The organism is Alphaproteobacteria bacterium (genome assembly GCA_018662925.1).
Lineage (GTDB): Bacteria > Pseudomonadota > Alphaproteobacteria > 16-39-46 > JABJFC01 > JABJFC01.
Window position 1 is genome coordinate 1 of record JABJFC010000049.1, and the last position, 23,839, is coordinate 23,839.

Consider the following 23,839-nt stretch of genomic DNA (forward strand, 5'->3'; position numbering starts at 1 on the left):
ATTTAGAGTAACTTTTAGCGCTTTGGGTCAATTATTGCTGATTTAAAAATTTAACACCTAAAAAAACTCGCGCTCGATCGAAAAAACTGCGTCCCCTTGAACTTGAAGGAGAAATGTAACTTCCTATCGCGGATTTTGGGCCCCACTCCAACCAATAAAATCATCTGATTCCCATTGGTTTGAAATCAAAATGTGGCAAATTTGTTGACAGAAAAACCTATGCTTCATAAAGTTGCCACAACTTTTTGGAGCTTTTAGAGTATTCATGAACAAATCTGAGTCTGGTGTATCTTTCGTTGTACCCGTTTACAATAAGGCCACTTATCTGCCCGAAGTCCTTCTGGCTATACAGAACCAACGGGGAGATTTTGAGCGTGAATTTATTTTTATAGATGATGGGTCGACCGATGAGTCATTAACTTTATTGAAAAAGCTGACGTCTAAATGGAAGCACGTTCGGATCATTGAACAAAAAAATCATGGATCATCCCATGCGACCAATCAAGGAATCATGGCGGCGCGGTTGTCTTACATCAAATTTGTGGATGCAGATGACTTGTTGGGTGAGTACGCAACAAAGACGCTTTTGAACGGACTAGAACAAAACCCTCAAGCATGCCTCGCCTATGGGGACGTTCAGCGGTACAAAGATCGCAATGATATTGACTTAAGTTTTTACACTGATCAGCCAGAGATTCATCAGATCCATAACCCCTTGAAGGCGGCTCTTAAAAATAGCCTTTTCAATCCCACACAGTTTTTAGCCAGAACCACAGCTTGTCAGAAAGTAGGCGGCTGTGACGAACGAATCAGATATTCTCAGGAGTACACTCTGACCATACGGCTTGCCCTTGAAGGAGACTTTGTTAAAGTTCATATGCCTATGGCCTATCTTCCCGAGGAAGTAACGGGGCGTCTTTCCAATAATGTTGGCCGACAGCTACAGCGTGTCACCATGGCGTGTGCAAATTTTATGAGGGACCATCCACAGGTCCCTCGGGAAATAAAAAAGTTTGTGTGTCATCGTGCAGCAGGACGTTCGTGGAAATACCTGCATCGCCATCACGGAGAGAGTCATTTCTCCAAGTGGTTTTATTATAGTATCGCTTCTTACTTTGTTCCGGATAGGAAAACGGTTTCCTTCCTGGAGAATTGCGCGCAAGCATTTGATAAAGCAGAACAAAATGTCCATATATAGTAGACCCATTTACAGGAAGTGGTCATAGCTTCATGTGTGGATTTGCAGGATTTTTCGATTTTCAAAAGAGTCTTCGGACTCAAGAATACGCCTTTGTTGTTGATAAGATGGCAACGACACTTACCCACCGTGGTCCTGACGATTCTGGGGTTTGGGTTGATGAATCTAAAGGAATAGCCTTAGGGTTTCGGAGACTCTCTATTATGGATCTTTCCGTAGAAGGCCATCAGCCAATGCTGTCCAAGGATGGTCGGTATGTGATTGTATTCAATGGGGAAATCTATAATTTTAAGGCCCTCCGTCAGCAGCTAGATCAAGAAAGAAAAATTCCATGGAACGGGCATTCTGATACGGAAGTTCTTGTGGAGTCCGTTGCCCATTGGGGGTTCCATAAGACTTTAGAAGCATTGGAGGGAATGTTTTCTATTGCTCTTTGGGATCGAAAAGAAGAGAGCCTTTCTTTGGCTCGAGATCGTTTTGGGGAAAAGCCTCTTTACTATGGTTGGATGGGCAACGTCTTTCTTTTTGGATCAGAGTTGAAGGCCTTAGTTCAGCATCCCTCTTGGAAGGGGGAAGTGGATCGAGATAGCCTAGGACAGTTTTTGAGGTACGGCTATATTCCTGCGCCAAAGAGCATTTTTCAAGGCATCAATAAATTGCTGCCAGGACGATTTTTAACCTTATCTCCAAGGGATTTTCAGACGAGAACGGAGCATATTGCACTCTACTGGAAAGCGAGTGATAAGGCCGCGGACTCCAAGAAAAATCCATGGGGTGGCAGTATTCCCGAAGCTGTGGATGCTCTCGAGAATGCCCTTGAGAAAAGCGTTGCTCAGCGCTTGCATGCCGACGTGCCTTTGGGAGCTTTCTTATCTGGTGGCATTGATTCTTCTATGGTTGTTGCCTTGATGCAAAAAAAGGCCTCAAAGCCCATTCAAACCTATACCATTGGTTTTGAGGATCGGCGTTTCAATGAAGCGCACCAAGCAAAGCAGGTGGCGGAGCATTTGGGCACGGATCACACAGAAGTTTATGTGAACGAATCACATATTTTGGAGCAGATACGAAATCTTCCCCTTGTTTATGATGAGCCTTTTGCAGATGTGTCCCAACTGCCCACATGTTTGTTGACGCAAATAACCCGTCAGCATGTAAAAGTTGCCCTTTCGGGCGATGGGGGTGACGAATTTTTTGGAGGATATCCTCGTTACGAGAAAGCATTTCAGGACTGGAAAGGAATCTCCAGCTTTCCTGATTCCGTTCGTACGCTTATGAAAAAGATGCCGGTTCAATTGATTGCTAATTGTTTGAATCAGGCTGGGGGTTTAAAAAAACGACCTTCACGGCCGGGTGATAAGCTTTTGAAACTTTCAAAGAAATGGGCATGTCAGACACCACAAGAGGTGTATGAGCGATATCAAGCTCCGGGGGCGTTGTTTGGGCAAGTGGCAGCTGGAGAGAGTCTAGATTCAACTGCTTTCACTCAGGAGGCCTGTAGTGCCCATGGTATGGCTTCACTTCCTGAACAGTTTATGTTTTTGGATTCCCAAATATATTTGCCCGATGATCTAGAAGTCAAAATGGATCGGGCAAGTATGTCTGTGGGTCTGGAGGTGCGGGCTCCCTTTTTGGATCATAATTTGGCAGAACTTTCCTGGAGGATGCCTTGGGAATGGAAGAGTCATCCTTCTGAGGGAGCTAAATGGATTCTTCGACAGGCGCTGTATCGATATGTGCCCTCAGAACTGGTGGACCGACCTAAACAGGGCTTTGAAGTGCCCATTGGTGATTGGTTGCGGAAAGGTCTGAGATCCTGGGCTGACGATTTGCTTAATAGCAACCAAATGAAAACGCAGGGATTTTTAAATCAGGAATATATTTTGAAACTATGGGATGCTCACCAACGGGGACGAAATCTACACAATATCTTATGGCCGGTTCTTGTTTTTCAGCAGTGGGCGTCTCAGTGGCTCGGGGAAAAGATTGTTGACTAATAGGTATGGAGTTGGTAAACAGACTCACCAATTGGGGCCATTTAGGCTCGCTTAGGCGACCATTAGTAAGATTTGTATAGGTGACAGTATGAAAGTTGTAAATTCTTTAAAGACTTTAAAAACACGTGATAAAGCTTGTCGTGTTATTCGTCGCCATGGTCGTGTTTACGTTATTAACAAGCTAAAGCCCCGTTTCAAGGCACGCCAGGGCTAATTCCAGTAGAGTATTGGCTGGGATTGATGATTTATCCCTATTTTTTAGTAAGTTAGTTTCTGTATTTTTCACAAGATATCTCTTGTGTTTTTTCAGGTTAAGTTGCTTGACATCATCCCCTATTGGATCTACGTTCACGCCATGATCATGTGGTTGAAGTTAGGTGCTAAAATCTATGGCAACATTTCGAAATTCTAAAGATGCGGTTGAGTGCGAAGTAATGGTTCGACTCATGAGTACTATTGAGGGAGAGCCTGAAATATCTCAACGGAGTTTGGCTGCGGAATTGGGGATTGCAGTGGGCTTGGTCAATATCTATCTGAAGCGCTTAATCCATAAGGGATATGTTCGGGTAAGTCAGGTACCTGCTCGTCGATTTGCTTATTTTGTGACTTCCCAAGGTTTAGTAGAAAAAAGCCAAATGATTTCCGACTACTTAAGCAATTCTCTGACTTTCTTTCGAAATGCGAGATCTCAGTGTGATCAGCTTGCACAGCTGTGTGAGGAGGCAGGTTGGAAGAAAATAGCCCTATTGGGAGAGGGTGAGATTGCAGAAGTTATGCAATTGGTTTCCCATCAATTTTCCTATGATCTCAGTATTGTTGAAATTTCTGAACTTGCAGGAACCCAGTTTGATTGTGTTATTGTCACAGATATCATAAGCCCCCAGAAGATCTTTGATTCCCTTAAAGCACAGTGGCCGGAAGAAAGAATCCTTACCTTGCCGTTGTCACATATCTCGCGGAAGGTATTATCTCGTAAGGAGAAAGCAGCATGAAGCGTTGGTACGTTGCCCATACTCAGGTTTACGGGGAATCTAAAGCCGAAGACCATCTTAGGGCTCAAGGCTTCTCTGTATACATTCCTCGCATTAAAACTCTTCGACGCCATGCTCGGAAAGTAGAGACCATTCTGGCCCCCCTTTTTCCGCGATATATTTTCGTTGGCTTTGATGTGGAACAGGACCGCTGGAAGGCTATTGATTCTACCAGAGGGGTTTCTTATTTATTGCGTCACGAGGAAAAACCACTCTCTGTGCCTACGGGAGTTGTAGAAGAGTTGCAGGAACAAGAAGATGAGCAGGAAGGCTTGTCGCTTTCGTCGTTAGCTCTTTTCAAAAGGGGAGAGCGAGTTGAAGTTTTAGACGGCGTTTTTGCCGGTCACGTTGGTGTTTTTGAAGAGATGACCACTCATGCACGCGTTCAATTGCTTCTTTCCTGTTTGGGCCGAGAAGTAAAAGTGGCTCTTCCCATACATACCATAAAGGCGGCTTAAGTTTAAAATAGCGTCTTAATGTGTATGGTTTAAAAGTTTTCAGAAGTCTTGGTGATTTTCACCCAGACTGCGGCAGCCGTGGTGAAGCGGCGTTTTCCAAGAAATGACACTCAAGAGGAATCCATAAATGACAACAAATTATGCCTTAAAATCGAAGCCAGCCCTTCAGGCAATTCCTTTTATTGATCTGAAGACACAGCAATCGCGTATTCGCCCTCAAATTGATGCCGCTATTCAGCGGGTATTGGATCATGGAATGTATGCCATGGGTCCAGAAGTATTTGAGTTGGAAAAGGCGTTGTCGGATTTTTGTGGGGCTAAGAATGTTATTTCCTGTTCAAGTGGGACCGATGCTTTAGCGCTGATCTTAAGAGCAAAAGAAATCAGACCGGGAGATGCGGTTTTTGTTCCCAGCTTTACTTTTGTTGCGACGGCGGAAGTTGTGACATGGTTTGGAGCGACACCTGTATTCGTGGATGTCCTGCCTGATACGTTTAATATGGACCCTGACAGTTTGAAGCAAGGCATCCAGGCGGCAAAGAAAAATGGTCTCACGCCAAAGGGCATCATTCCTGTGGGTCTTTTTGGTCAGCCGGCTGATTATGAGCCAATCGAGGCCATTGCTGATGAGAATGGCTTGTGGGTCTTAGATGATACGGCCCAGTGTTTTGGCGCTACCTATAAAGGGCGTAAATGTGGAACAATTGGAGATGCAACAGCGACGAGTTTCTTTCCGGCCAAGCCTTTAGGATGTTATGGCGATGGGGGAGCTATCTTTACGGATAACGATGAGTTTGCCGAAATTTTAAGAAGCATGCGGATTCATGGCCAAGGGATCAACAAGTATGAAAATGTTCGTATTGGGATAACGGGTCGTCTAGATACCATCCAAGCCGCTATTTTACTTGAGAAGTTAAAAATCTTTCCCGAAGAATTGAAACAACGCCAACGAGTTGCAGATACCTATAACGAGGCTCTTAGAGATGTGGTTCAGGTCCCAGATTTGTTGGAAGGAACCACTTCTATTTGGGCTCAGTATACCGTTGTGCTGCAAGGGCAAGATCGTGATAAAGTTGTTGCAAATCTTAAAGCATTAGGGATTCCGACGGCTATTTATTATCCTATTCCTCTTCATCTTCAAAAGGCCTACGATAAATTCTTGCGGGCGACAGACTCTCTTTCGGTAAGCGAAAGTCTCTCACACAAAGTACTCAGTTTGCCCATGCATCCGTATTTAGAGGAATCTGATCAATCGAGAATCATTGAGGGGGTTAGGGCCTCCCTTTAATACCATGCGTATTGCTTTTCTTATCCCTTCCATGGAGGCTGGCGGTGCAGAACGTGTCGCAGCAATCCTTTGTAACCAGTGGGTTAAAAAGGGCCACGAGGTCAATTTAATGACTTATGAGGAAGAAGGAACTTCCTCGGCGTATGAATTAGATTCTCGTGTGAGAATTCACCAGCTTGGGTTGCATCACAAGAAAGCCACTGTGATTAGCTTTTTGCTGAAGAATTTGAAACGAATCTTGAAATTCAGAAAGGCACTGTCACAGCTGAAACCAGATATAGTTGTGTCTTTTATGGTTGAAACAAATGTGGCGGCTGTTTTGGCATCTCTTAGGAAAGATTGGTCTGTTGTTATTTCAGAACGAGTACATCCTGGTTTTTGCCCTATAGGTAAAATGAGATCAGCCCTTAGAGTGTTAACCTACGGGCTTGCGGACGCTGTTGTGGTTCAAACATCAGATATTGCAAAATGGATGGAAAATTCCCTAAAAATTACACCGTTAATTTTTCCTAATCCCATTGATTTAAATGCGAAGGTATTGACCGAAACCAATACCAAAATGGGGACGGGGAAAAAGGTAGTGGCTGGAGGAAGACTCTCTTTCCAGAAGGGATTTGATTTTTTAATTGATGCTTTTTCTAGGGTGGCAGATAAGAATCCTTCCTGGACGCTTTCCATTTATGGTGATGGTCCTGAACTTGAAAACTTAAAAAATAGAGCGAAAAAATTAGGACTAAAAGATCGTGTGGAGTTTCAGGGGATCGTTCCTGACTTGCGATCTAGACTTAGCCAGTGTGATTTGTTTGTTCATTCTGCCCGCTATGAGGGTTATCCAAATGTGGTGATGGAAGCACTGGCTTCAAACTGTTGTGTTGTTGCAACCGATTGTCCCGGGGGAACGCGGGAGCTATTGCAAGATGGGCGATATGGGAAACTTGTTCCCTGTGATGATGTCGAAAAACTTTCAATGATACTTTCAGAACTTATGAATGATGATAGTCTTCGTCAGCATATGGCTGAAAATGCATCTGGAGCAGTTAAAGATCTTGATTCAGCAAAAATTTCTAAACGCTGGACGCAGTTATTTGAAAGTTTAAAATCCAGAAATTCCGTCCCAGAAGGAGGGATAGACACACTTTTAGTTATCAGCCAGCTCGGAGTTGGGGGGACTGAAAATCATGTAACAAGCTTGTGCCAATGGTTTAATCAACAAAATGCTCATGCTACAGTTTTTAACATGCTTGGGGTTGGTAAAAACACTCAGGCGCTTCAAGAGTCAGGATTTCCGGTTCTGATGCCAAAAGGCATTTCCTTGATTCGAAACTTTAGAGCCTTAAGTTGGTTGATGTGGCCAGTTGTTGCCGTAAAGCTTTTTAAGACATTTCGTAGTGCCCGCCCCAAAGTGACGCACTTTTTTTTACCAGCCAGCTATATTGTTGGGAGTATCGTAGCACTTGTAGCGGGTATTGATACGAAGCGGGTGATGAGCCGAAGAAGTCTAAACACTTATCATAAAAAGTATCCTTTCATAAGCTGGATTGAAAGCTGTTTGAATAGGAGGACGCATGCCTTTTTAGGGAATTCAATCGGGGTAACGGATCAATTGTTACGGGAAGTTAACATAACGAAAAATCAGATGGGTCTCATCTATAATGGCGTCGATTTTTTATCATTTGAGAATACTCAGTGCACTAGTGACACTCGTGAGCGCTTAGGCCTTCAGGAAAGTAGCTTTGTTATGATCATAGTGGCCAATTTAATTCCCTATAAAGGGCATATGGATTTGTTCGAGGCATTGGGAAGCATTTCTAGTAGGTTACCAGAGAATTGGCATTTAATCGTTGTTGGGGAAGGTGATGCTTTTAAGAATAAATTAGTGGACAAGGTTTCATCGCTAGGTTTGGATGCCTCAGTTTCATTTCTTGGATCTCGTTCTGATGTTCCAGACCTTCTTGTTGCCTCAGATATGGGAGTTCTCTCATCACATGAAGAAGGATTTTCAAATTTTATACTCGAAGGGATGGCCGCTCGGCTCCCTATGGTTGTTACTGATGTAGGGGGCAATCCAGAAGCAGTTATAAATGGGAAGACTGGCATAGTTGTTTCACCTCACGACCCCAATTCACTAGGCCAAGCGATCTTGAAACTAGCAAAGGATAAGGAGCTTTCCCGAAGTATGGGAGAAGCTGGGTATTGCCGTGTTCGCGATCGATTTTCTCAAAAGCAGTGCATAGCGAACTATAATCAACTCTATGAAGGTTTATTAGAGGGAAAATCAGTGGATGAGATTTCTGCTGTTCGAGTGCAAAATTATGGAAGCTTCTAGATGGAGAAGTACGTAGGCACATGTGTGGCATAGCCGGTTTTATAGATCTTAAGACGAGATTGTCTCAACCTAAAATGGTTAAGGTTGGCCAATCAATGGGCCATGTATTGTCCCATCGGGGCCCCGATGCAGGAGATGTATGGGTCGATGCCGAAACGGGAGTCTGTTTGGCGCACCGACGGTTAACGGTTGTTGATCTGACGGAGACAGGCCATCAGCCCATGGAGTCCTCCTGTGGCCAGTTTGTGACCATCTACAATGGCGAAATTTATAATGCAGAGGAGCTGCGTACCGAGTTACTGGCCAAAGGCAGGATTTTCAGGGGCCATTCCGATACGGAAGTTCTCGTAGAGGGCTGTGCTGTTTGGGGTGTGCAAGAAATGGCAAAGCGTTTGGTTGGAATGTTTGCCTTTGCCATTTGGGACAAGAGAGAGCGTCGGTTAACTCTTGTGCGAGATCGACTTGGCATCAAGCCACTTTATTGGGGTTTGATCGGGAAGCAACTGTTATTTGGCTCTGAATTAAAGGCTTTGCGGACTCATCCTGATTGCCCAAAGGATGTGGATCGGAATGCGGTCGCCTCATTTCTACGGTATAGTAATATCCCTGCCCCTCTCACCATATATAGGGGTATTGAAAAGCTACAGCCCGGGCACATGCTATCTTTTGATGGGGTGAAGGGTATTCCAATTGTTGAATCCTATTGGACTTTGGAAGACGCCGTTCAAACTGGAAAAGACAATTTACTTTCTGGAAATGATGAGGAAGTCATTCAGGAAGTTGGAGATTTACTCGAAGATTCTGTAAAGCGCCGGATGGTTGCAGATGTGCCTTTGGGGGCATTCTTATCCGGTGGTATTGATTCTTCGACAGTTGTAGCCCTCATGCAAAAGAACTCTAAGACCCCGATTCGGAGTTTTTCCATTGGATTTGAGGAAAAGGGCTATAATGAGGCTCAGTATGCAGCAGCGGTAGCGAAGCATCTGAAGACAGATCATACAGAACTTTATGTGACATCTCAGGAAGCGAGAGAGGTCATTCCAAAATTGTCAGATATTTACGACGAACCCTTTGCCGATTCGTCACAGATTCCAACGTATTTGGTGTCTGCGCTAACACGCAAACATGTAACGGTGGCTTTGTCGGGAGATGGGGGGGATGAACTTTTTGCCGGTTACAATCGTTACACGACGGTGGAAAGGTTTCAGAAGATGACTCGTTTTACGAACCAGCCTATGAGGCAATTAATTTCCTCAGCAATTCGGAGTTGCCCGACGGGAGTATGGGATTCTATTCTAAAGTTTGCTCCTGGGGCCATGAGAATGTCTCGGCCAGGGGAAAAAATGCACAGGTTGTCCCATATTTACAGTCAGGATACGGAGAGCTTTTACCATAACTTAGTGAGCCATTGGGATCAGCCACAGAAGGTTGCTGTTGGGGCGGACAATCCGTTGGATATGATGGAGAACACGCCTATTCCAGCAAGTGTCTCTAATACCGTAGAACGAATGCAGTATTTGGATACAATGACCTATTTGCCAGGGGATATTTTGACCAAGGTTGATCGTGCCAGCATGGCAAAATCCTTGGAAGTACGTGTGCCCATACTGGATCATCGGCTTGTGGAGTTGTCTTGGCGATTGCCACAAAAATTCAAGATTCGAGAGGGTCAGAGCAAATGGATTCTGCGTCAAATTTTAGATCAACATGTGCCTAGGAAACTTTTTGATCGACCGAAAGTGGGTTTTAGTGTTCCCGTTCAGGCTTGGCTTCGGGGCCCTCTTAAGGAGTGGGCTCATGAACTGCTTTCTAAAGATTCCATAGATCGGTATGGGCTTATGAAGTGGCAACCTATAAATCAAAAGTGGCAAGAACACTTGTCAGGAAAACACGATTGGCAGTATCAGTTGTGGAGCGCTTTAATGCTCCAATCATGGTGCCAGAAATGGTTATAGAAAAATTTAGAATAGAGTAATTTATGTCAACGCCATCAGTTATATCTGCCGTTCAGAAGTTAAGAAGTCTGCTTACCCCAAAGGAAAAGAGAGAATGGCTTTCGTTTGTTGGAATTGCGCTTATTTCATCGGCACTGGAGATTGTTACAGCTTCGGTCATCGTTGTTTTTGCGCAGGTAATTAACCAACCCGAATTGGGGATGAAATATATTGTAAAAGCAGGTCTGGAAGGTTACGTGAGAAGTGATCAGGTTGTTCTTTATCTGGCAATTTTATTCGGGCTTATTTACCTAGTTAAAAATATGATTTCTGCATTTGAGGCCTTTTTTCAAAACTTTTCCATACAAAGGATGAATTACAACTTTAAGAAAGAAATGCTTAAGAGATACACATATATGGACTATAGCCTCTATCTCACGAGGAATTCCTCCTTTGGAATGACAGTGGTTGGTGGGGATATTGAGAAGGTTTATTCTACTGGGATGCCTGCATTGGCAGCAGTGATTTCCGAAGGGGTGGTATTTGTTTGTCTCGTTGGGATGATTGTCTTTATGGATCCTTCTCTTTTCGGTTTTATTTTTGGGATTGGTGGCTTTGTCGGATTTTGCATCTATAAGTGGTTTCTTCCTATGTTTTATAACTGGGGGAAACACTTGCAGGAGACAGCTTTATTAAGTACGAAAAATCTTTTGCAGTTTTTCCATGCCTTTAAAGAGATTTTGCTACTGGGAAAGCAAGATACTTTCATAGAGGTTTATCATAGAATTTCTCAGAAACGTTCTAGGATTCAAGCCGTGCAAACTGCTACAAATACGTTGCCACGCGTTGTAATAGAGGTCTTATTTGTTGGGTTATTCGTTTTAACAATTTCATATATGTCAGTGAACTATGATCAGCCGCAACAAATGTTAGGAATGTTAGGCGGGTATCTTTATGTTGGGTTTAGAGTAATGCCTGGTTTAAATAGGATAATAGGTCAGCTTAATAATTTTAAAACGGTCATTCCATCGGTTGAACGGATGGATCAGGAATACTCTACCGCATTTTCCAAAGAGAATTATGTGAATGTACCAGGATTAAAATTCGAGAAAAATATCGTAATTCGCAATGCATTCATTAAGTACAGAAGTGCTGATACGGATGCTCTAAAGAATGTTACGCTGACTCTTCAAAAGGGAGAGAGTATTGGAATTATTGGAGAAACTGGTTCAGGAAAATCTACATTCATTGATATGCTTCTAGGTCTCTTAAGGCCTTATAAAGGTGATATTTTGATTGATGGAAAGTATCCTGTAAATTCGCCCCAATGGCATAAAATGATTGGATATGTTCCCCAATCAATTTATTTGACTGATGATACAATCGAAGCAAATATTGCCTTCGGTGTGGAAGCGGAACAGATCGATATAGAAAGATTGGAAACAGCCATTAGTGGCGCTCAACTCTCGACATTTATTCTTAAGTTGCCTGATGGGGTAAAGACAATTGTGGGGGAGCATGGCGTTCGTCTTTCAGGTGGTGAGCGGCAGAGAGTTTCTATTGCCAGGGCGTTATACCATAATCCTGAGGTTTTGATTTTTGATGAAGCGACGTCTGCATTAGATAATGCAACTGAAAAGAAACTGATGGATACCATAGGAAAATTAAGTAAAGTTTGTACAGTGGTTATGGTTGCCCATCGCTTATCAACATTAAGGGACTGCCAGCGGATTATTCATATTAAAGATGGAATAGTCGAAGAAGGAGAGCTTCAACACGAGAAGAAAGCGTGAAGACTTTGTTATTTCTAGAAAGTGACACGATGATTGTAATTCATAATGGAGGTACAGATGCTGACTGATTCACAAAAGGAATTCTTCCATAATAAGGGATACATTCACTTAAAGAATGTTTTTACCAAACAAGAAGTAGAGTGGCTAAGAGAGTGTTCCGAAAAACATGACGGTGGAGATGTGTTAAGTGATAAAGCCTTCAAAGGAATTATTTTTGATAAACGCATCATTGAGCCACTGAAAAATTTAATTGGAGCACCATTAATCTATTTTGGTGAGAGTGGGGCAAGATACGATAATATTGCAAAACCTAGAGGATCTAGGACGATGCACAATGATTCTAAGAATGATGATTTTGATTTTACCCGAGAGTACTCTGTATACAGGATAGGCTTATACCTTCAGGATTGTGATGAATATAGCGGGGGCCTTAAATTGCGTCCCGCCTCTCATAGAAGCCTTTGCATAAGTAAGCATGGTCTTATGGGAATTGCCCAATATTTAAAAAGTCATAAGACTTTCAAGGGGCTTATCCCTCCAAAATCAATAAATGTTCCATCAAAAGCAGGAGACCTATTGATTTGGAGCATGAGAATTCATCACTCTGGGCACGCAATTAGGTTAAAAGGGTTCCCTAATATTTCTTTACCAACGTGTTTTGAAGATTTTGTTCCAAATCTTTTCAAAAGACCAGTTTGTCGCAAAAGGTCAGTAATTTTTGCAAGTTTTGGAACAGATTCCGATTATCTAGAAGACTATATTGAGGATCGCGTTAAACATAGTTCGATGGTAGATCATTGGAAAAAATGTGATTTTGATCAGAAATTTATATCTAATATAAATTATGTAGGCAAGGAAGTTTTCATTCGAAAAGATGGAGTTAAGCTTAAAAATGGATAAAATTTACAGTCTTTTGAGGCCCTTTTATAGGTTTGTGAAGCAGCTGTTACTAATTGATTTCATTAGATTTATGATTTGTTTTCCACGTTATCTGTATTTTCGTTTTGTGAGGGTGAAATATAGAACTTTAGAAGATATTGAAAAGGGGTCAGAAAATATTGCGCAGGACAAAAACAGGTCTACTCTGAGTCATAATCTAAAGGTTTTTGCTTTTAGTTATAAGGCCTTCAAAGATTTATTATCTTCATTTTCGGTGCAGAGATCATCACGTCTCATACGTCCTCTCATGGGTATTGATAGGCTTACTAAGAACTCCGGTAACACAAAAGTTCTAATCATCGGCCCTCGCACAGAAGGGGAAATTTTCAATTTGATGGGGTATGGCTTTAAGTTGAAGAACATTAAAGCACTGGATCTTCATACTTATTCTCCCCGTGTTGATCTGGGGGATATTCATGATATGCCCTATGCTAATGACACATTTGATTTAGTCATCTGTGGGTGGGTTATTCCTTATAGCAATAATAAAACTTTGGCGGCTTCAGAGATTAAAAGAGTTTTAAAGAATAACGGGATCGTTGCTATTGGGCTTACGTATCAGCCCTCTGGAATGCATTTTGGAACTGGTCTTGTTGATAGCACCGAATCTATTCACAACCTTTTTTCTTCCGATGTTAAAAATGTTTACTTCAGGTACGATCAAAAGGAAGAAGATAAAGAGAGCATTGGTGGCATTATAACGGCTTTTTCATGTAATAAGCCAATATCAAAGACAGAGTCTAAAGGCAAAAAAAGCCTTGTTCGTTAGGATTAGTTGTACGACTTTTTGATTTAAAATGAACTTATTGTACCTTTCACATTCTGAGATACCTTCGTCATCGGCGAATTCAGTGCATGTTATGAAAATGTGTTCGGCCTTTTCTAGATTAAAGCACAAAGTTACCCTAGAGTGCTTGCCAGGAACTATTCTGGCTAAGGATGCATTTTCATATTACGATGTGACCCCGGATTTCTCTGTCTCCTGTAATGATGAAAAGAGCTATTGGTTGTCGGGTTTCTTATGGCATCTGAAAGAGAAGCTTCCTGGTGTTAGGGTGGGCCCCATTCCTTCTATCTTATATGGTTATGGAAGAATTAGAAATAAAGTTAGACGCCTGTCACCAGACCTTATTTATTCGAGAAATCAGTATTGGTTGCGGGCTTGTTTGAAGCTGAGAATACCAATGGTATTTGAATCCCATCATCCACCAAGAAATAAGTTAGATTATCTTCTTCAAAAGAAAATTATTAAGTCGGCATACTTTCAGAAACTTGTTGTCATTTCGGAAAAGCTGAAAGCTATTTATTTGCGCGAGTTTTCAGAGCTTTCTCAAGAAATTGTTCTTGTTTGCCACGATGGTGCAGATCCTGTTTCGGAGGATTCCTTTGGGCAGAAATGTGAGAGGAAGGGTGTTCAAGTCGGATATGTGGGTCAGATTTACAACGGCCGCGGGATCGATGTTATTCTACAAGTTGCTCAAAAGCTGAGAGATATTAGTTTCCAAATCATAGGGGGTGAGAAAGAAGAGATTGAAAGGCAAAAGAATCTTTTTGAAGTTCCCTCGAATGTCAAATTTTATGGTCATCTTCCCCACAGTAAACTTAAGTCTATTTACCCCAACATCGATATTGCTTTAGCTCCCTATCAGCATCAGGTCTCAACCTATGGTGGAAAAGGGAATACGGTGGATTTTATGTCACCATTGAAATTGTTTGAATACATGAGTTGGAAAAAGACAATCATTTGTTCAGATCTACCTGTTCTTCGAGAAGTACTGTCCCATGATGAGAGTGCGATTTTTGTGAGACCGGATGATATAGAAGGTTGGGTTGCTGCAATTTCTAAACTTGTAACCGATCCTAAAATAGGAAAGACGCTTTCAGAAAAGGCCTTTTCTAGTTTTAAGGAGAAATACACCTGGGATGCACGCGCAAAGCGTGTTTTAACTGCCATATGAAAATAGGATAATATGATGTTAAAAGATTTTTTAGTTAAGAAACCTGAATTTGATGGCGCCTCCATCATAGTGACTGGAGGAACTGGTTCATTTGGACAAGCATTTATAAAGAAGGTTTCTCAGCTATATAGACCAAAGAAGCTGATAGTGTTTTCTCGTGATGAGTTAAAACAGTATGAGATGGCTCAAAAGTTCCCAGAGGCACAATATCCATTTCTCCGTTTTTTTATTGGAGATGTCCGGGATTATAATCGTTTAGAAATGGCTTTCAGAGATATAGATGTGGTTGTCCATGCTGCAGCGTTGAAACATGTTCCAATTGCTGAATACAATCCATATGAATGTATTCATACAAACGTAATAGGTGCTGAAAACATCGTGAGAGCAGCTTTTAGACAAAAAGTCAAAAAGGTTATAGCATTATCTACGGATAAAGCGGTTAGTCCTATCAATCTTTATGGGGCAAGCAAGTTAGCAGCTGATAAGATTTTTGTGGCGGCAAACAATATTCAGGGAAATGATCCTACTACATTTTCTGTCGTTCGTTACGGAAATGTAATTGGTTCTAGAGGCAGCATAGTACCTATGTTCCAAAAAATGGCACAGACTAATGTTCCATTCTTGCCTATTACAGACGATCGGATGACACGTTTTTGGATAGCTTTGGAACAAGGGGTGGATTTTGTCCTTTCTTCAATAGAACTTATGAAGGGTGGTGAAATCTTTGTTCCAAAAATACCAAGTATGAAGATCATTGATATGGCAAAGGTTATTGCTCCAGGAATTGACACAAAAATAATAGGTATACGGCCGGGTGAAAAATTGCACGAGGCGATGTTAACAGCCGACGAATCTAATAGCACATACAACTTGGAGGATCGATTTGTTCTCTGCCCTGGGAACCTTGAAAGCGCAAAGCATTATGATAAAACTTGTTCTAAGGTCGCAGAGCGTTTTATTTATTCCAGTGATCAGAATGATGAGTGGTTGAAACCGGAGGAGTTAAATATGATGATTCGTGAGACTTCCGATTCTGTTAGTTCAAAAGTAGCATAAAAAAAGTTTGTAGCATGAGTACATTCATCCCTTACGGGCGCCAAAGTATTGACGAGGAAGATATTCAAAACGTTGTCAGTGTTCTGAGCGGAGATTGGCTAACAACAGGTCCAGCTGTTCAGCAATTTGAAAAGGCTCTGGCTGGGGTAACGGGTTCAAAGCATGCCTTTAGTTGTTCCAATGGTACAACGGCTCTCCATTTAGCCGTTAGTGCTCTAGGGATCAAACCCGGAGATGTCGTTCTTGTGCCGGGGATTACTTTTCTCTCGACTGCAAACTCTGTTCGTTTTGAAGGAGCAGATGTACGATTTGTAGATGTGGATCCTAAGACGGCTTTGGTGACACCTGAGCTGTTAGAGAAATCTATTCAACAGTGTGTCGATAAAACTAAGATTAAGGCCTTCATAAATGTTCATTTTGCAGGTCAGTGTGGAGACCTAGAAGAAATAGAAAAGGTTGCCCGAAAATACGAATTAAAAATCATTGAAGATGCGGCCCATGCAATTGGCTCAACTTATATCGCTAAAAATGGAGATGAATTCCCTGTTGGGACTTGTCAATATTGTGATCTTACGACTTTTTCTTTTCATCCGGTTAAAACCATTGCTGCGGGAGAAGGTGGAGCCGTCACGACCAATGATGCTTCTTATGCCAAGCGGCTTTCTTTAATGAGAGGCCATGGCATGACTCGAAATGAAAGTGATTGGGGGGCTCAACACCAAAATGAAGAGCGCGGTCCGTGGTTTTATGAAATGCAGAACCTGGGCTTTAATTACCGGATTAGTGATATAAATTGTGCTCTTGCCTGTAGCCAGTTGAAAAAGCTTAGTGCTTATAAATCACAGAGACAGGATATTGTGGCGAAATATGATTCGGCCTTTTCTGGAAAAAGTTTTCTACAACCATTGGTTAAGACTGCCCATTCCAATCCGGCTTGGCATTTATATGTACTTCTTATAGATTTCGAGGCTTTGGGGAAAACCAGAACTCAGGTGATGACTGAATTAAAAGAAAGGGGCATTGGAACGCAAGTGCATTATATCCCCGTTTATAAGCAACCGTATTACCGTGAGCTCTATGGAGATATACATTTAGAAGGTGCTGAGGCATTTTATAGCCAATGTCTTTCTATTCCACTGTATGTGGGGTTAAGCTCAGAAAACACTGATTATGTGATCGAGAGTATTTTAGACCTATGCGCTTAGCTCTTGGAACAGCACAGTTGGGATCTGCCTATGGGGTCACAAACGTAACGGGGCAGCCCTCTAAGAGCGACTCCTATGGCATTCTAGATCTGGCAGTGCAATCAGGAATGGATACTATTGATACAGCCGTGGGTTATGGAAAAGCTCAAGATGTCGTCGCGGATTGGTTCAAGGGATCAGACTCACAGGTAAGAATCATTTCTAAAATATGCATCAAGAATGGTTTGGAGCATTTTGAAAAATCCTTTTGGAAAATGTATGAGCTGTTTGGGAGTCGACCCATATATGGTCTTTTGGTGCATGATCCAGAGAATTTCAACACCCTAAAACATAAAGAATTTGTTGATATGGTTCATAGTTTCAAAGAGAAAGGGTGCCTTCAGAAGTTTGGGGTATCTGTCTATGATCCAGAAACAGTCGAGTCTCTTTCAGGGTGGTTGTCATTGGATATCGTTCAATGCCCTGTAAATATTTTGGATCAGCGGTTCATTCAAGAGGATATGAAAGAAATTTACGCAAAGCATCATATAGAAGTATATGCACGCTCATTATTTCTTCAGGGAGTGCTCCTTGCTGAAAAGTTGCCTTTAGGTCTTTCAAACTTGGAGCCAAGTTGGAATCGATTTCAGTCTATGTGTAAAAATGAAAACCTAACGCCGTTACAAATGTGCCTCCTTTTTGCTAAAGCTAGCTCGAGCGTAAGCAAGTGGGTTATTGGTGTGAATTTAGCCACGGAGCTGTCGGGTATTATGGATTGCTGGAAAAGTTTACCCAATCAAATTCCAAATTACGACCTGCTTCAGTGTGAAAACGTTGTGCATGTGGATCCAAGGAACTGGGCAGTTCAATGAAGAAAGTTGCCATTATTCAGGCCCGGATGGGATCGACTAGATTTCCAGGAAAAGTCTTGAAAGAATTAGCTGGAAAGCCACTTCTTGAGTGGATAGTAACAAGATCAAAAGAGATCCCGCTTATTGATCAGGTCGTTGTTGCGACGTCTGATCAGGAGTCAGATTTGCCTATTGTTCAATGGTGTAAGGAGCATAAAGTTGAGTGCTTTAGAGGGAATGAACATGATGTCTTAGATAGATACTATAATGCTGCGCAGAAAATGAAGGCAGATGTAATTATTCGGATTACAGCTGACTGCCCATTTTTGGATCCGAACGTGGCTGGGCAGGTTTTATCTCTTGTGGCATTGGGGCATGCTGACTACGCTTCAAATATACTACCAGTGACTTGGCCAGATGGATTGGATTGTGAAGCCTTTACCTTTTCCGCTCTTGAGTCTAGTCATCGGATGGCAGTCAAAAGGGCTGATCGGGAGCATGTGACTTCATACATAAGAAATAACCAAGCAAAATTTAAAGTGCTCAATTTGTCTTGCCCACTTCCGGATTTGGGGAAATATCGTTGGACAATCGATACGTCTCAGGATTTGGAATACCTTGAAACCATCTGCAAAAAGGTAGGGAAAGATTTTAGCAGTTACGTGGAGCTGCTCTCAGTTTTGGGAAATGAGAAGCAACCCTCCATGAACAGAAATGAGGGGTACGCTAAATCTATCAGAGATGAAAAAACTGTTTGTTCAACCTTTACGGAATCAGATGCAGCGCTTAAAAGATCCTTAAAGGTCATTCCTCTGGGGAGCCAGACTTTTAGCAAGTCGCACATCCAGTATCCAAAACGATCACCCTTATTTTTGAGTCATGGGATGGGGGGGCGCGTTTGGGATGTTGATGGAAATGAATATGTAGATTTAGTAAGTGGATTGCTTCCAAGTATTCTAGGCTATTCGGACCCTGATGTTAACTACGCAATTCAAGAACAGCTGCAGAAGGGAATAACTTTCAGCCTGGCGACTTCCTTGGAAATTGAACTAGCAGAAAAACTTTGCAGGATTATTCCTTCTGCTGAACAGGTTCGTTTTTCGAAAAATGGTTCTGACGTGACGTCTGCAGCTATTAGATTGGCGAGGGCTTATACACAGCGGGATAAAGTAGTGACTTGTGGGTATCATGGTTGGCATGATTGGTACGTGGGAACGACAACACGTGATATGGGCGTTCCAAAATCTGTTTCTGAATTAACCGTATCGGTTCCCTTTAATGATATTGATAGGTTTGAAACACTCTTAAAGACTGAAGAATATGCCAGCGTAATTATAGAGCCTTGTAACATGTACAAGCCTCAAGAAGGATTTCTTCAAACGTTAAAAGTTTTATGCGAAAGATATGGAACTCTCCTTGTTTTTGATGAGATTATTACAGGGTTTCGTATGTCCTTGGGGGGGGCTCAAGAGTACTTCGATGTAACGCCACACATATCTTGTTTTGGGAAAGCCATGGGGAATGGAATGCCCATTTCTGCCATTGTGGGAAGTAAGAAAATAATGAAGAGTATGGAAGACATTTTCTTTTCGGGAACGTTTGGCGGGGAAACTATTTCTATTGCGGCTGCTTTAGCGACAATCAACGTCATTGAAAAGAAGAATGTTATAGGACATTTGTGGGATTTTGGTCAGCGGCTTTCGGGGGATGCTCAACAAAAGATAAAGAAATACGGTCTTTCGGATGCTATTCAATTTTGTGGATATGCTCCTTGGAAAATCATCAAATTCAGTGATGTAGGTCAACATAGTTCCCATCATATAAAGACATACTTTATGCAAGAAATGATCAAACATGGGGTTCTGATCAATAGTAGTCATAATATTTGCTACCCCCACGATGCTGAAGATTTTCAGGCTGTTTTGGATGCCTATGAAGTAACGCTTGAGTCTTTAAGTTCTCATTTAAAAAACAATAAGTTATCAACTTCAATTACTGGGCCTGTCGTCGAGCCAGTTTTTAGCGTCAGATGAATAAAACAATGAATTCTCCTCGCGCCATTTTCCGATGTGATGCTTCTGAACAGTTAGGAGCAGGCCATGTTATGCGCTGTATTGTTTTGGCAGAAGCACTGAAAGAGAAGGGCTGGGAATGCTTTTTTGTTTCAAATAAGGAAGCGCATACGCTTATATCTAAACTCAAGGAATTCAAAGCCGTTGATCCGGTGGAACTTTACGATTCTCCAATTTTTCACAATTTATTGATTGTTGATCACTATGAACTTGATAAAAGTTATGAACAACATTTTAGAAAACATGCTGACAAAATTTTGGTAATTGATGATCTCGCAAATCGGGAACATGATTGCGACATACTTATTGATCAAACCTATGGGAGGGATGCTACAGATTATAATGGGTTCGTTCCAGAGAAATGCAAGATTCTGACTGGAAGTAAATACTCTCTTATAAAAAGACAGATTTCTGAATTAAGGCCAAAGAGTTTTCTATCAAGAAAGAACAGGAATTCAATAAAAAAAATCTTGATATCTATGGGGGGAACAGATCCACAAAATTATACTTTGAAGGCCTTGAAAATGGTTAAAGAGTCTGGGTTCAGGGGAAGTATAGATGTGGTTCTGGGCTTTTCGTCAAAGTACGAAGAAATTATAAGTGATTTTACAAAGAGTATGTCTAATTCAGTGGAAATATATGTTAATGCAGATATGCCAAAGTTGTTGAACCAGGCAGATTTAGCCATAGGAGCTTCCGGCAGCAGTATTTGGGAGAGATGTTGCCTTGGGCTTCCATCTGTATTGGTTCAAACGGCAGCGAACCAGAAAAAAATATATGACACTCTTTGTGAGACTTTTTACCCAGGTAAGACCAAAGACATAGAATTTCTTTTTAACAAATGCTTAAACGATCCTACTTTTTTTCAGAAATTATCAAATACTGTAGCTCCTTTGATAGACGGATTTGGTGTAAATAGAGTGGTTGAAACTATTTTAAGTGAAGAGAGCCAGGTAGAGCTCGTTCCAGTTAAGTCGACAGATATGGAAAAAATTTTTCAATGGCAAGTAGAGCCCGAGTTAAGAAAGCATTTCAATAATCCGTCTCGACCATCACTTGAGGAACATAAAGAGTGGTTTACAAAGAAATTAAGTAATTCAATTGATCAGTATTGGCTCATCCAATCTAAAAAGGATTCCTATGGGGCGCTAACACTTTCTTATGATGAGAATGATGACGATTTCGTTTTAAGTTGGTATCTTACAACCAGTGCTCAGGGCAAAGGCATTGGCACACAGGCTTTGAAGATTGCATGCAACCTGGTATATCCATTCAGGATTAAGGCTGTTGTAAATGATGAAAATGAAACTTCGCGAAAGTCTTTGCTAAAAGCAGGTTTTGAGAATGTTTCCAATGGGAGTTTTATTCTAAGAAAATGACTTCTTATATTGTCTGCACCATAAAGCCTTGGAACTTAGATTTGTACCATAAAGACCTGTCTAAGTTGCCCGGAAAGTGGCACTTAATCTCTAGCGCAGAAGAGTTAACATATTCTTTTTTAAAAGAGGCAAGTCCACGATACGTATTTTTTCTTCACTGGAGTTGGATCGTTCCTGAAGACATAATTAAGGATTTTGAGTGCGTTTGCTTTCATTCGAGTGATGTTCCTTATGGTCGAGGGGGGAGCCCCATTCAGAATTTGATTATAAGAGGCCACAAAGATACAAAGATTACGGCACTTCGAATGCAAAATGAATTAGATGCTGGACCAGTTTATATGAAGAGAAATTTATCTTTGCTCGGAAGGGCTCAGGATATATTTGTGCGTTCTACCAAGATTATATGTTCCATGATAAAAGAATTGACTCAAACTAATCCTGTGCCGGTTTCTCAACAAGGAGAACCTGTCATTTTTAAACGTCGAAAGGGGAAGGATAACGAAGTTCCTCAAAACGAGAATTTAGAGGTAATATACGATCACATCCGTATGTTGGATGCTGAGACATATCCCCGTTCTCATATAATCTACGGAAATATGAAGATCGAATTTTCTGAGCCTGAGAAAAGTGATGATCACATAACAGCCCAAGTAAGGATTACAAGAGTATGAAGAAAATTGCTGTAATTTCTGCGCACCCTGATGATGAAGCTTTTGGTTGTGGTGGGACTTTGTTGAAGCACAAGTCAAAGGGAGACGAACTTTCTCTTTTGTTTATGACCGATGGGATCTCGGCTAGAAAAGACGCTTCTTCCAAAGAGACTTCAAAGCGAGAAAGCGATCTTAGGACAGCTATGGCGTGTCTGAATCCAAAACATTTTGAAAGGCTTAATTTCCCAGATAACAAACTTGATTCAGTGCCACTTTTAGATATTGTCCAGGAAATTGAGACTTTTTTGCAAAAGGTAAAACCTGACATAATTTATACTCATTTTTGGAATGACTTAAATATTGATCATTCCTTAACGGCCAAGGCAACCTTGACTGCAACACGACCTGGAAGTCCGACATCTGTAAAGAAAATTTTGGCCTATGAAGTTCCTTCAAGTACTGAGTGGCAGATTGAAGATGAACCATTTAGGCCAAACTATTTTGTGGGAATTGAAAACCAGATCGATTCTAAAATTGAATTAATTAATTGCTATGAAACTGAAGTAAGACCATATCCCCATCCTAGGTCAATTGAGAATATCAAAGCACTAGGCCAAGTAAGGGGAGCGACAGTTTCAATCCCTTACGCAGAAGGATTCATATTGGTGAGGAGTATCGACGATGAAAAATAAACCATATATCATTGCTGAGTTGTCTGGAAACCATAACGGCGAGATCGATCGCGCTTTTAAGCTTATGGAGATGGCTAAAGAATCTGGTGCTGATGCCGTAAAGCTTCAAACCTACACAGCAGATACGATGACCATAGACTGCGATAAGCCCGATTTTATGATTAAGGGGGGCCTTTGGGATAATTATAAGCTTCATGACTTATATAAGGTAGCTCATACTCCATGGGAATGGCATCCTGCCTTATTCGATAAAGGTAAAGAACTGGGAGTAGAGGTTTTTTCAACGCCATTTGACGAGACATCTGTAGATTTTCTAGAAAAACTAGAGGTTCCCCTCTATAAGATTGCTTCATTTGAACTTACCCATCATCCACTAATTCGATATGTTGCGGGAAAGGGAAAACCTATGATTATGTCTACAGGGCTTGCCAGTCTTGAGGAAATCAAGGAAGCCGTTAGGGTTGCCCAAGATGGTGGATGTAAAGATCTGACTCTATTGCATTGTGTGAGCTCTTACCCTGCTGCAGTAGAAGATACAAACCTTGCCACCATGATTGAGTTAAAAAGGTTGTTTCCTGGCATAAAAATAGGCCTTTCTGATCATACGTTAGGAACGACAGTTGCTGTCGCAGCCGCGGCACTGGGAGCAGAAGTCATTGAAAAACACGTAACTTTGGCCCGTGCTGATGGCGGAGTTGATTCTGCCTTTTCCTTAGAGCCCCATGAATTAAAGGTACTATGTGAGGAGACAAAGAGGGCTCATCAATCCATAGGGGCAGTTAATTTTGAGAGATCGAAAGCTGAGTTAGGCAATAAAGCTTTTAGGCGGAGCGTTTACGCAGTGAAAGATATCAAAACGGGTGATGTCTTTAATGCTGAAAATATAAGAATCATACGGCCCGGATATGGTGTTGCGCCAAAAAATTATTCGGCAATGATCGGAAAGAAAGCTCTCGTTGATATTGAGTTTGGAAGCCCTATACAAATGGATATGTTTGATGTTGCGTAACATATTAAAGAACTTTCCATTTTGGAG

Annotated in this window: 20 protein-coding genes; all 20 read left to right on the forward strand. The window is 41.6% G+C overall.

The features are described 5' to 3' along the window. Window positions 1-265: 265 nt before the first annotated feature. Window positions 266-1,198 (forward strand): glycosyltransferase family 2 protein, encoded by a 933-nt coding sequence (locus tag HOL16_03465; GenBank protein MBT5389753.1) that lies wholly within the window; start codon window positions 266-268, stop codon window positions 1,196-1,198. A gap of 32 nt (window positions 1,199-1,230) precedes the next feature. Next, window positions 1,231-3,192 carry an asparagine synthase (glutamine-hydrolyzing) gene (gene asnB, locus HOL16_03470; protein MBT5389754.1) on the forward strand — a complete coding sequence of 654 codons (1,962 nt, stop codon included), beginning with the start codon at window positions 1,231-1,233 and terminating at the stop codon, window positions 3,190-3,192. Window positions 3,193-3,280: 88 nt separating this feature from the next. Then, window positions 3,281-3,406 (forward strand): 50S ribosomal protein L36, encoded by a 126-nt coding sequence (rpmJ, locus tag HOL16_03475; GenBank protein ID MBT5389755.1) that lies wholly within the window; start codon window positions 3,281-3,283, stop codon window positions 3,404-3,406. A gap of 175 nt (window positions 3,407-3,581) precedes the next feature. Further along, window positions 3,582-4,184 carry a winged helix-turn-helix transcriptional regulator gene (locus HOL16_03480; GenBank protein ID MBT5389756.1) on the forward strand — a complete coding sequence of 201 codons (603 nt, stop codon included), beginning with the start codon at window positions 3,582-3,584 and terminating at the stop codon, window positions 4,182-4,184. Beyond that, complete coding sequence (locus HOL16_03485; GenBank protein ID MBT5389757.1) at window positions 4,181-4,681, forward strand: transcriptional activator RfaH; 501 nt, start codon at window positions 4,181-4,183, stop codon at window positions 4,679-4,681. Before HOL16_03480 ends, HOL16_03485 begins: the two co-directional genes overlap by 4 nt. Before the next feature lie 127 nt (window positions 4,682-4,808). Then, complete coding sequence (locus HOL16_03490) at window positions 4,809-5,969, forward strand: DegT/DnrJ/EryC1/StrS family aminotransferase (GenBank protein MBT5389758.1); 1,161 nt, start codon at window positions 4,809-4,811, stop codon at window positions 5,967-5,969. Between the two features lie 4 nt (window positions 5,970-5,973). Next, a complete protein-coding gene (locus HOL16_03495; GenBank protein MBT5389759.1) occupies window positions 5,974-8,295 on the forward strand; it encodes a glycosyltransferase in 2,322 nt (773 codons plus the stop codon). 20 nt (window positions 8,296-8,315) lie between these two features. Next, on the forward strand, window positions 8,316-10,250 hold the full coding sequence (asnB, locus tag HOL16_03500) for an asparagine synthase (glutamine-hydrolyzing) (GenBank protein MBT5389760.1): 1,935 nt from the start codon (window positions 8,316-8,318) through the stop codon (window positions 10,248-10,250). Window positions 10,251-10,273: 23 nt separating this feature from the next. Next, entirely contained in the window at window positions 10,274-12,022 is a 1,749-nt protein-coding gene (locus HOL16_03505; GenBank protein MBT5389761.1) for an ABC transporter ATP-binding protein, read from the forward strand. 57 nt (window positions 12,023-12,079) lie between these two features. Next, window positions 12,080-12,922, forward strand: a complete 843-nt coding sequence (locus HOL16_03510) for a hypothetical protein (protein MBT5389762.1) — start codon at window positions 12,080-12,082, stop codon at window positions 12,920-12,922. Beyond that, window positions 12,915-13,730, forward strand: a complete 816-nt coding sequence (locus tag HOL16_03515) for a class I SAM-dependent methyltransferase (protein MBT5389763.1) — start codon at window positions 12,915-12,917, stop codon at window positions 13,728-13,730. The genes HOL16_03510 and HOL16_03515 overlap by 8 nt, the downstream gene beginning before the upstream one ends. 91 nt (window positions 13,731-13,821) lie before the next feature. Then, entirely contained in the window at window positions 13,822-14,919 is a 1,098-nt protein-coding gene (locus tag HOL16_03520) for a glycosyltransferase family 4 protein (protein ID MBT5389764.1), read from the forward strand. A 12-nt stretch (window positions 14,920-14,931) separates the two neighbouring features. Then, window positions 14,932-15,975, forward strand: coding sequence for a UDP-N-acetylglucosamine 4,6-dehydratase (inverting) (gene pseB, locus HOL16_03525; GenBank protein ID MBT5389765.1), 1,044 nt, complete (start codon window positions 14,932-14,934; stop codon window positions 15,973-15,975). 14 nt (window positions 15,976-15,989) lie between these two features. Next, the gene (gene pseC, locus HOL16_03530; GenBank protein ID MBT5389766.1) at window positions 15,990-17,180 is read left to right on the forward strand and encodes a UDP-4-amino-4,6-dideoxy-N-acetyl-beta-L-altrosamine transaminase; all 1,191 of its coding nucleotides are present in this window, start codon (window positions 15,990-15,992) and stop codon (window positions 17,178-17,180) included. Continuing rightward, window positions 17,171-18,031: an aldo/keto reductase gene (locus tag HOL16_03535; GenBank protein ID MBT5389767.1), complete on the forward strand. Its 861-nt coding sequence runs from the start codon at window positions 17,171-17,173 to the stop codon at window positions 18,029-18,031. The genes pseC and HOL16_03535 overlap by 10 nt, the downstream gene beginning before the upstream one ends. After that, window positions 18,028-20,043 (forward strand): aminotransferase class III-fold pyridoxal phosphate-dependent enzyme, encoded by a 2,016-nt coding sequence (locus HOL16_03540; protein MBT5389768.1) that lies wholly within the window; start codon window positions 18,028-18,030, stop codon window positions 20,041-20,043. The genes HOL16_03535 and HOL16_03540 overlap by 4 nt, the downstream gene beginning before the upstream one ends. Continuing rightward, window positions 20,040-21,461: a UDP-2,4-diacetamido-2,4,6-trideoxy-beta-L-altropyranose hydrolase gene (gene pseG, locus HOL16_03545; GenBank protein ID MBT5389769.1), complete on the forward strand. Its 1,422-nt coding sequence runs from the start codon at window positions 20,040-20,042 to the stop codon at window positions 21,459-21,461. The genes HOL16_03540 and pseG overlap by 4 nt, the downstream gene beginning before the upstream one ends. Then, complete coding sequence (locus HOL16_03550; protein MBT5389770.1) at window positions 21,458-22,132, forward strand: methionyl-tRNA formyltransferase; 675 nt, start codon at window positions 21,458-21,460, stop codon at window positions 22,130-22,132. Before pseG ends, HOL16_03550 begins: the two co-directional genes overlap by 4 nt. Continuing rightward, the gene (locus tag HOL16_03555) at window positions 22,129-22,803 is read left to right on the forward strand and encodes a PIG-L family deacetylase (protein MBT5389771.1); all 675 of its coding nucleotides are present in this window, start codon (window positions 22,129-22,131) and stop codon (window positions 22,801-22,803) included. The genes HOL16_03550 and HOL16_03555 overlap by 4 nt, the downstream gene beginning before the upstream one ends. Beyond that, a complete protein-coding gene (gene pseI, locus HOL16_03560) occupies window positions 22,793-23,812 on the forward strand; it encodes a pseudaminic acid synthase (protein MBT5389772.1) in 1,020 nt (339 codons plus the stop codon). Before HOL16_03555 ends, pseI begins: the two co-directional genes overlap by 11 nt. Window positions 23,813-23,839 lie beyond the last annotated feature (27 nt).

Bases quoted from the DNA above. Each gene is read 5' to 3' on its own strand.
- HOL16_03465 (MBT5389753.1), top strand. From the start codon at position 266: ATGAACAAATCTGAGTCTGGTGTATCTTTCGTTGTACCCGTTTACAAT.
- asnB (MBT5389754.1), top strand. From the start codon at position 1,231: ATGTGTGGATTTGCAGGATTTTTCGATTTTCAAAAGAGTCTTCGGACT.
- rpmJ (MBT5389755.1), top strand. From the start codon at position 3,281: ATGAAAGTTGTAAATTCTTTAAAGACTTTAAAAACACGTGATAAAGCT.
- HOL16_03480 (MBT5389756.1), top strand. From the start codon at position 3,582: ATGGCAACATTTCGAAATTCTAAAGATGCGGTTGAGTGCGAAGTAATG.
- HOL16_03485 (MBT5389757.1), top strand. From the start codon at position 4,181: ATGAAGCGTTGGTACGTTGCCCATACTCAGGTTTACGGGGAATCTAAA.
- HOL16_03490 (MBT5389758.1), top strand. From the start codon at position 4,809: ATGACAACAAATTATGCCTTAAAATCGAAGCCAGCCCTTCAGGCAATT.
- HOL16_03495 (MBT5389759.1), top strand. From the start codon at position 5,974: ATGCGTATTGCTTTTCTTATCCCTTCCATGGAGGCTGGCGGTGCAGAA.
- asnB (MBT5389760.1), top strand. From the start codon at position 8,316: ATGTGTGGCATAGCCGGTTTTATAGATCTTAAGACGAGATTGTCTCAA.
- HOL16_03505 (MBT5389761.1), top strand. From the start codon at position 10,274: ATGTCAACGCCATCAGTTATATCTGCCGTTCAGAAGTTAAGAAGTCTG.
- HOL16_03510 (MBT5389762.1), top strand. From the start codon at position 12,080: ATGCTGACTGATTCACAAAAGGAATTCTTCCATAATAAGGGATACATT.
- HOL16_03515 (MBT5389763.1), top strand. From the start codon at position 12,915: ATGGATAAAATTTACAGTCTTTTGAGGCCCTTTTATAGGTTTGTGAAG.
- HOL16_03520 (MBT5389764.1), top strand. From the start codon at position 13,822: ATGAAAATGTGTTCGGCCTTTTCTAGATTAAAGCACAAAGTTACCCTA.
- pseB (MBT5389765.1), top strand. From the start codon at position 14,932: ATGATGTTAAAAGATTTTTTAGTTAAGAAACCTGAATTTGATGGCGCC.
- pseC (MBT5389766.1), top strand. From the start codon at position 15,990: ATGAGTACATTCATCCCTTACGGGCGCCAAAGTATTGACGAGGAAGAT.
- HOL16_03535 (MBT5389767.1), top strand. From the start codon at position 17,171: ATGCGCTTAGCTCTTGGAACAGCACAGTTGGGATCTGCCTATGGGGTC.
- HOL16_03540 (MBT5389768.1), top strand. From the start codon at position 18,028: ATGAAGAAAGTTGCCATTATTCAGGCCCGGATGGGATCGACTAGATTT.
- pseG (MBT5389769.1), top strand. From the start codon at position 20,040: ATGAATAAAACAATGAATTCTCCTCGCGCCATTTTCCGATGTGATGCT.
- HOL16_03550 (MBT5389770.1), top strand. From the start codon at position 21,458: ATGACTTCTTATATTGTCTGCACCATAAAGCCTTGGAACTTAGATTTG.
- HOL16_03555 (MBT5389771.1), top strand. From the start codon at position 22,129: ATGAAGAAAATTGCTGTAATTTCTGCGCACCCTGATGATGAAGCTTTT.
- pseI (MBT5389772.1), top strand. From the start codon at position 22,793: ATGAAAAATAAACCATATATCATTGCTGAGTTGTCTGGAAACCATAAC.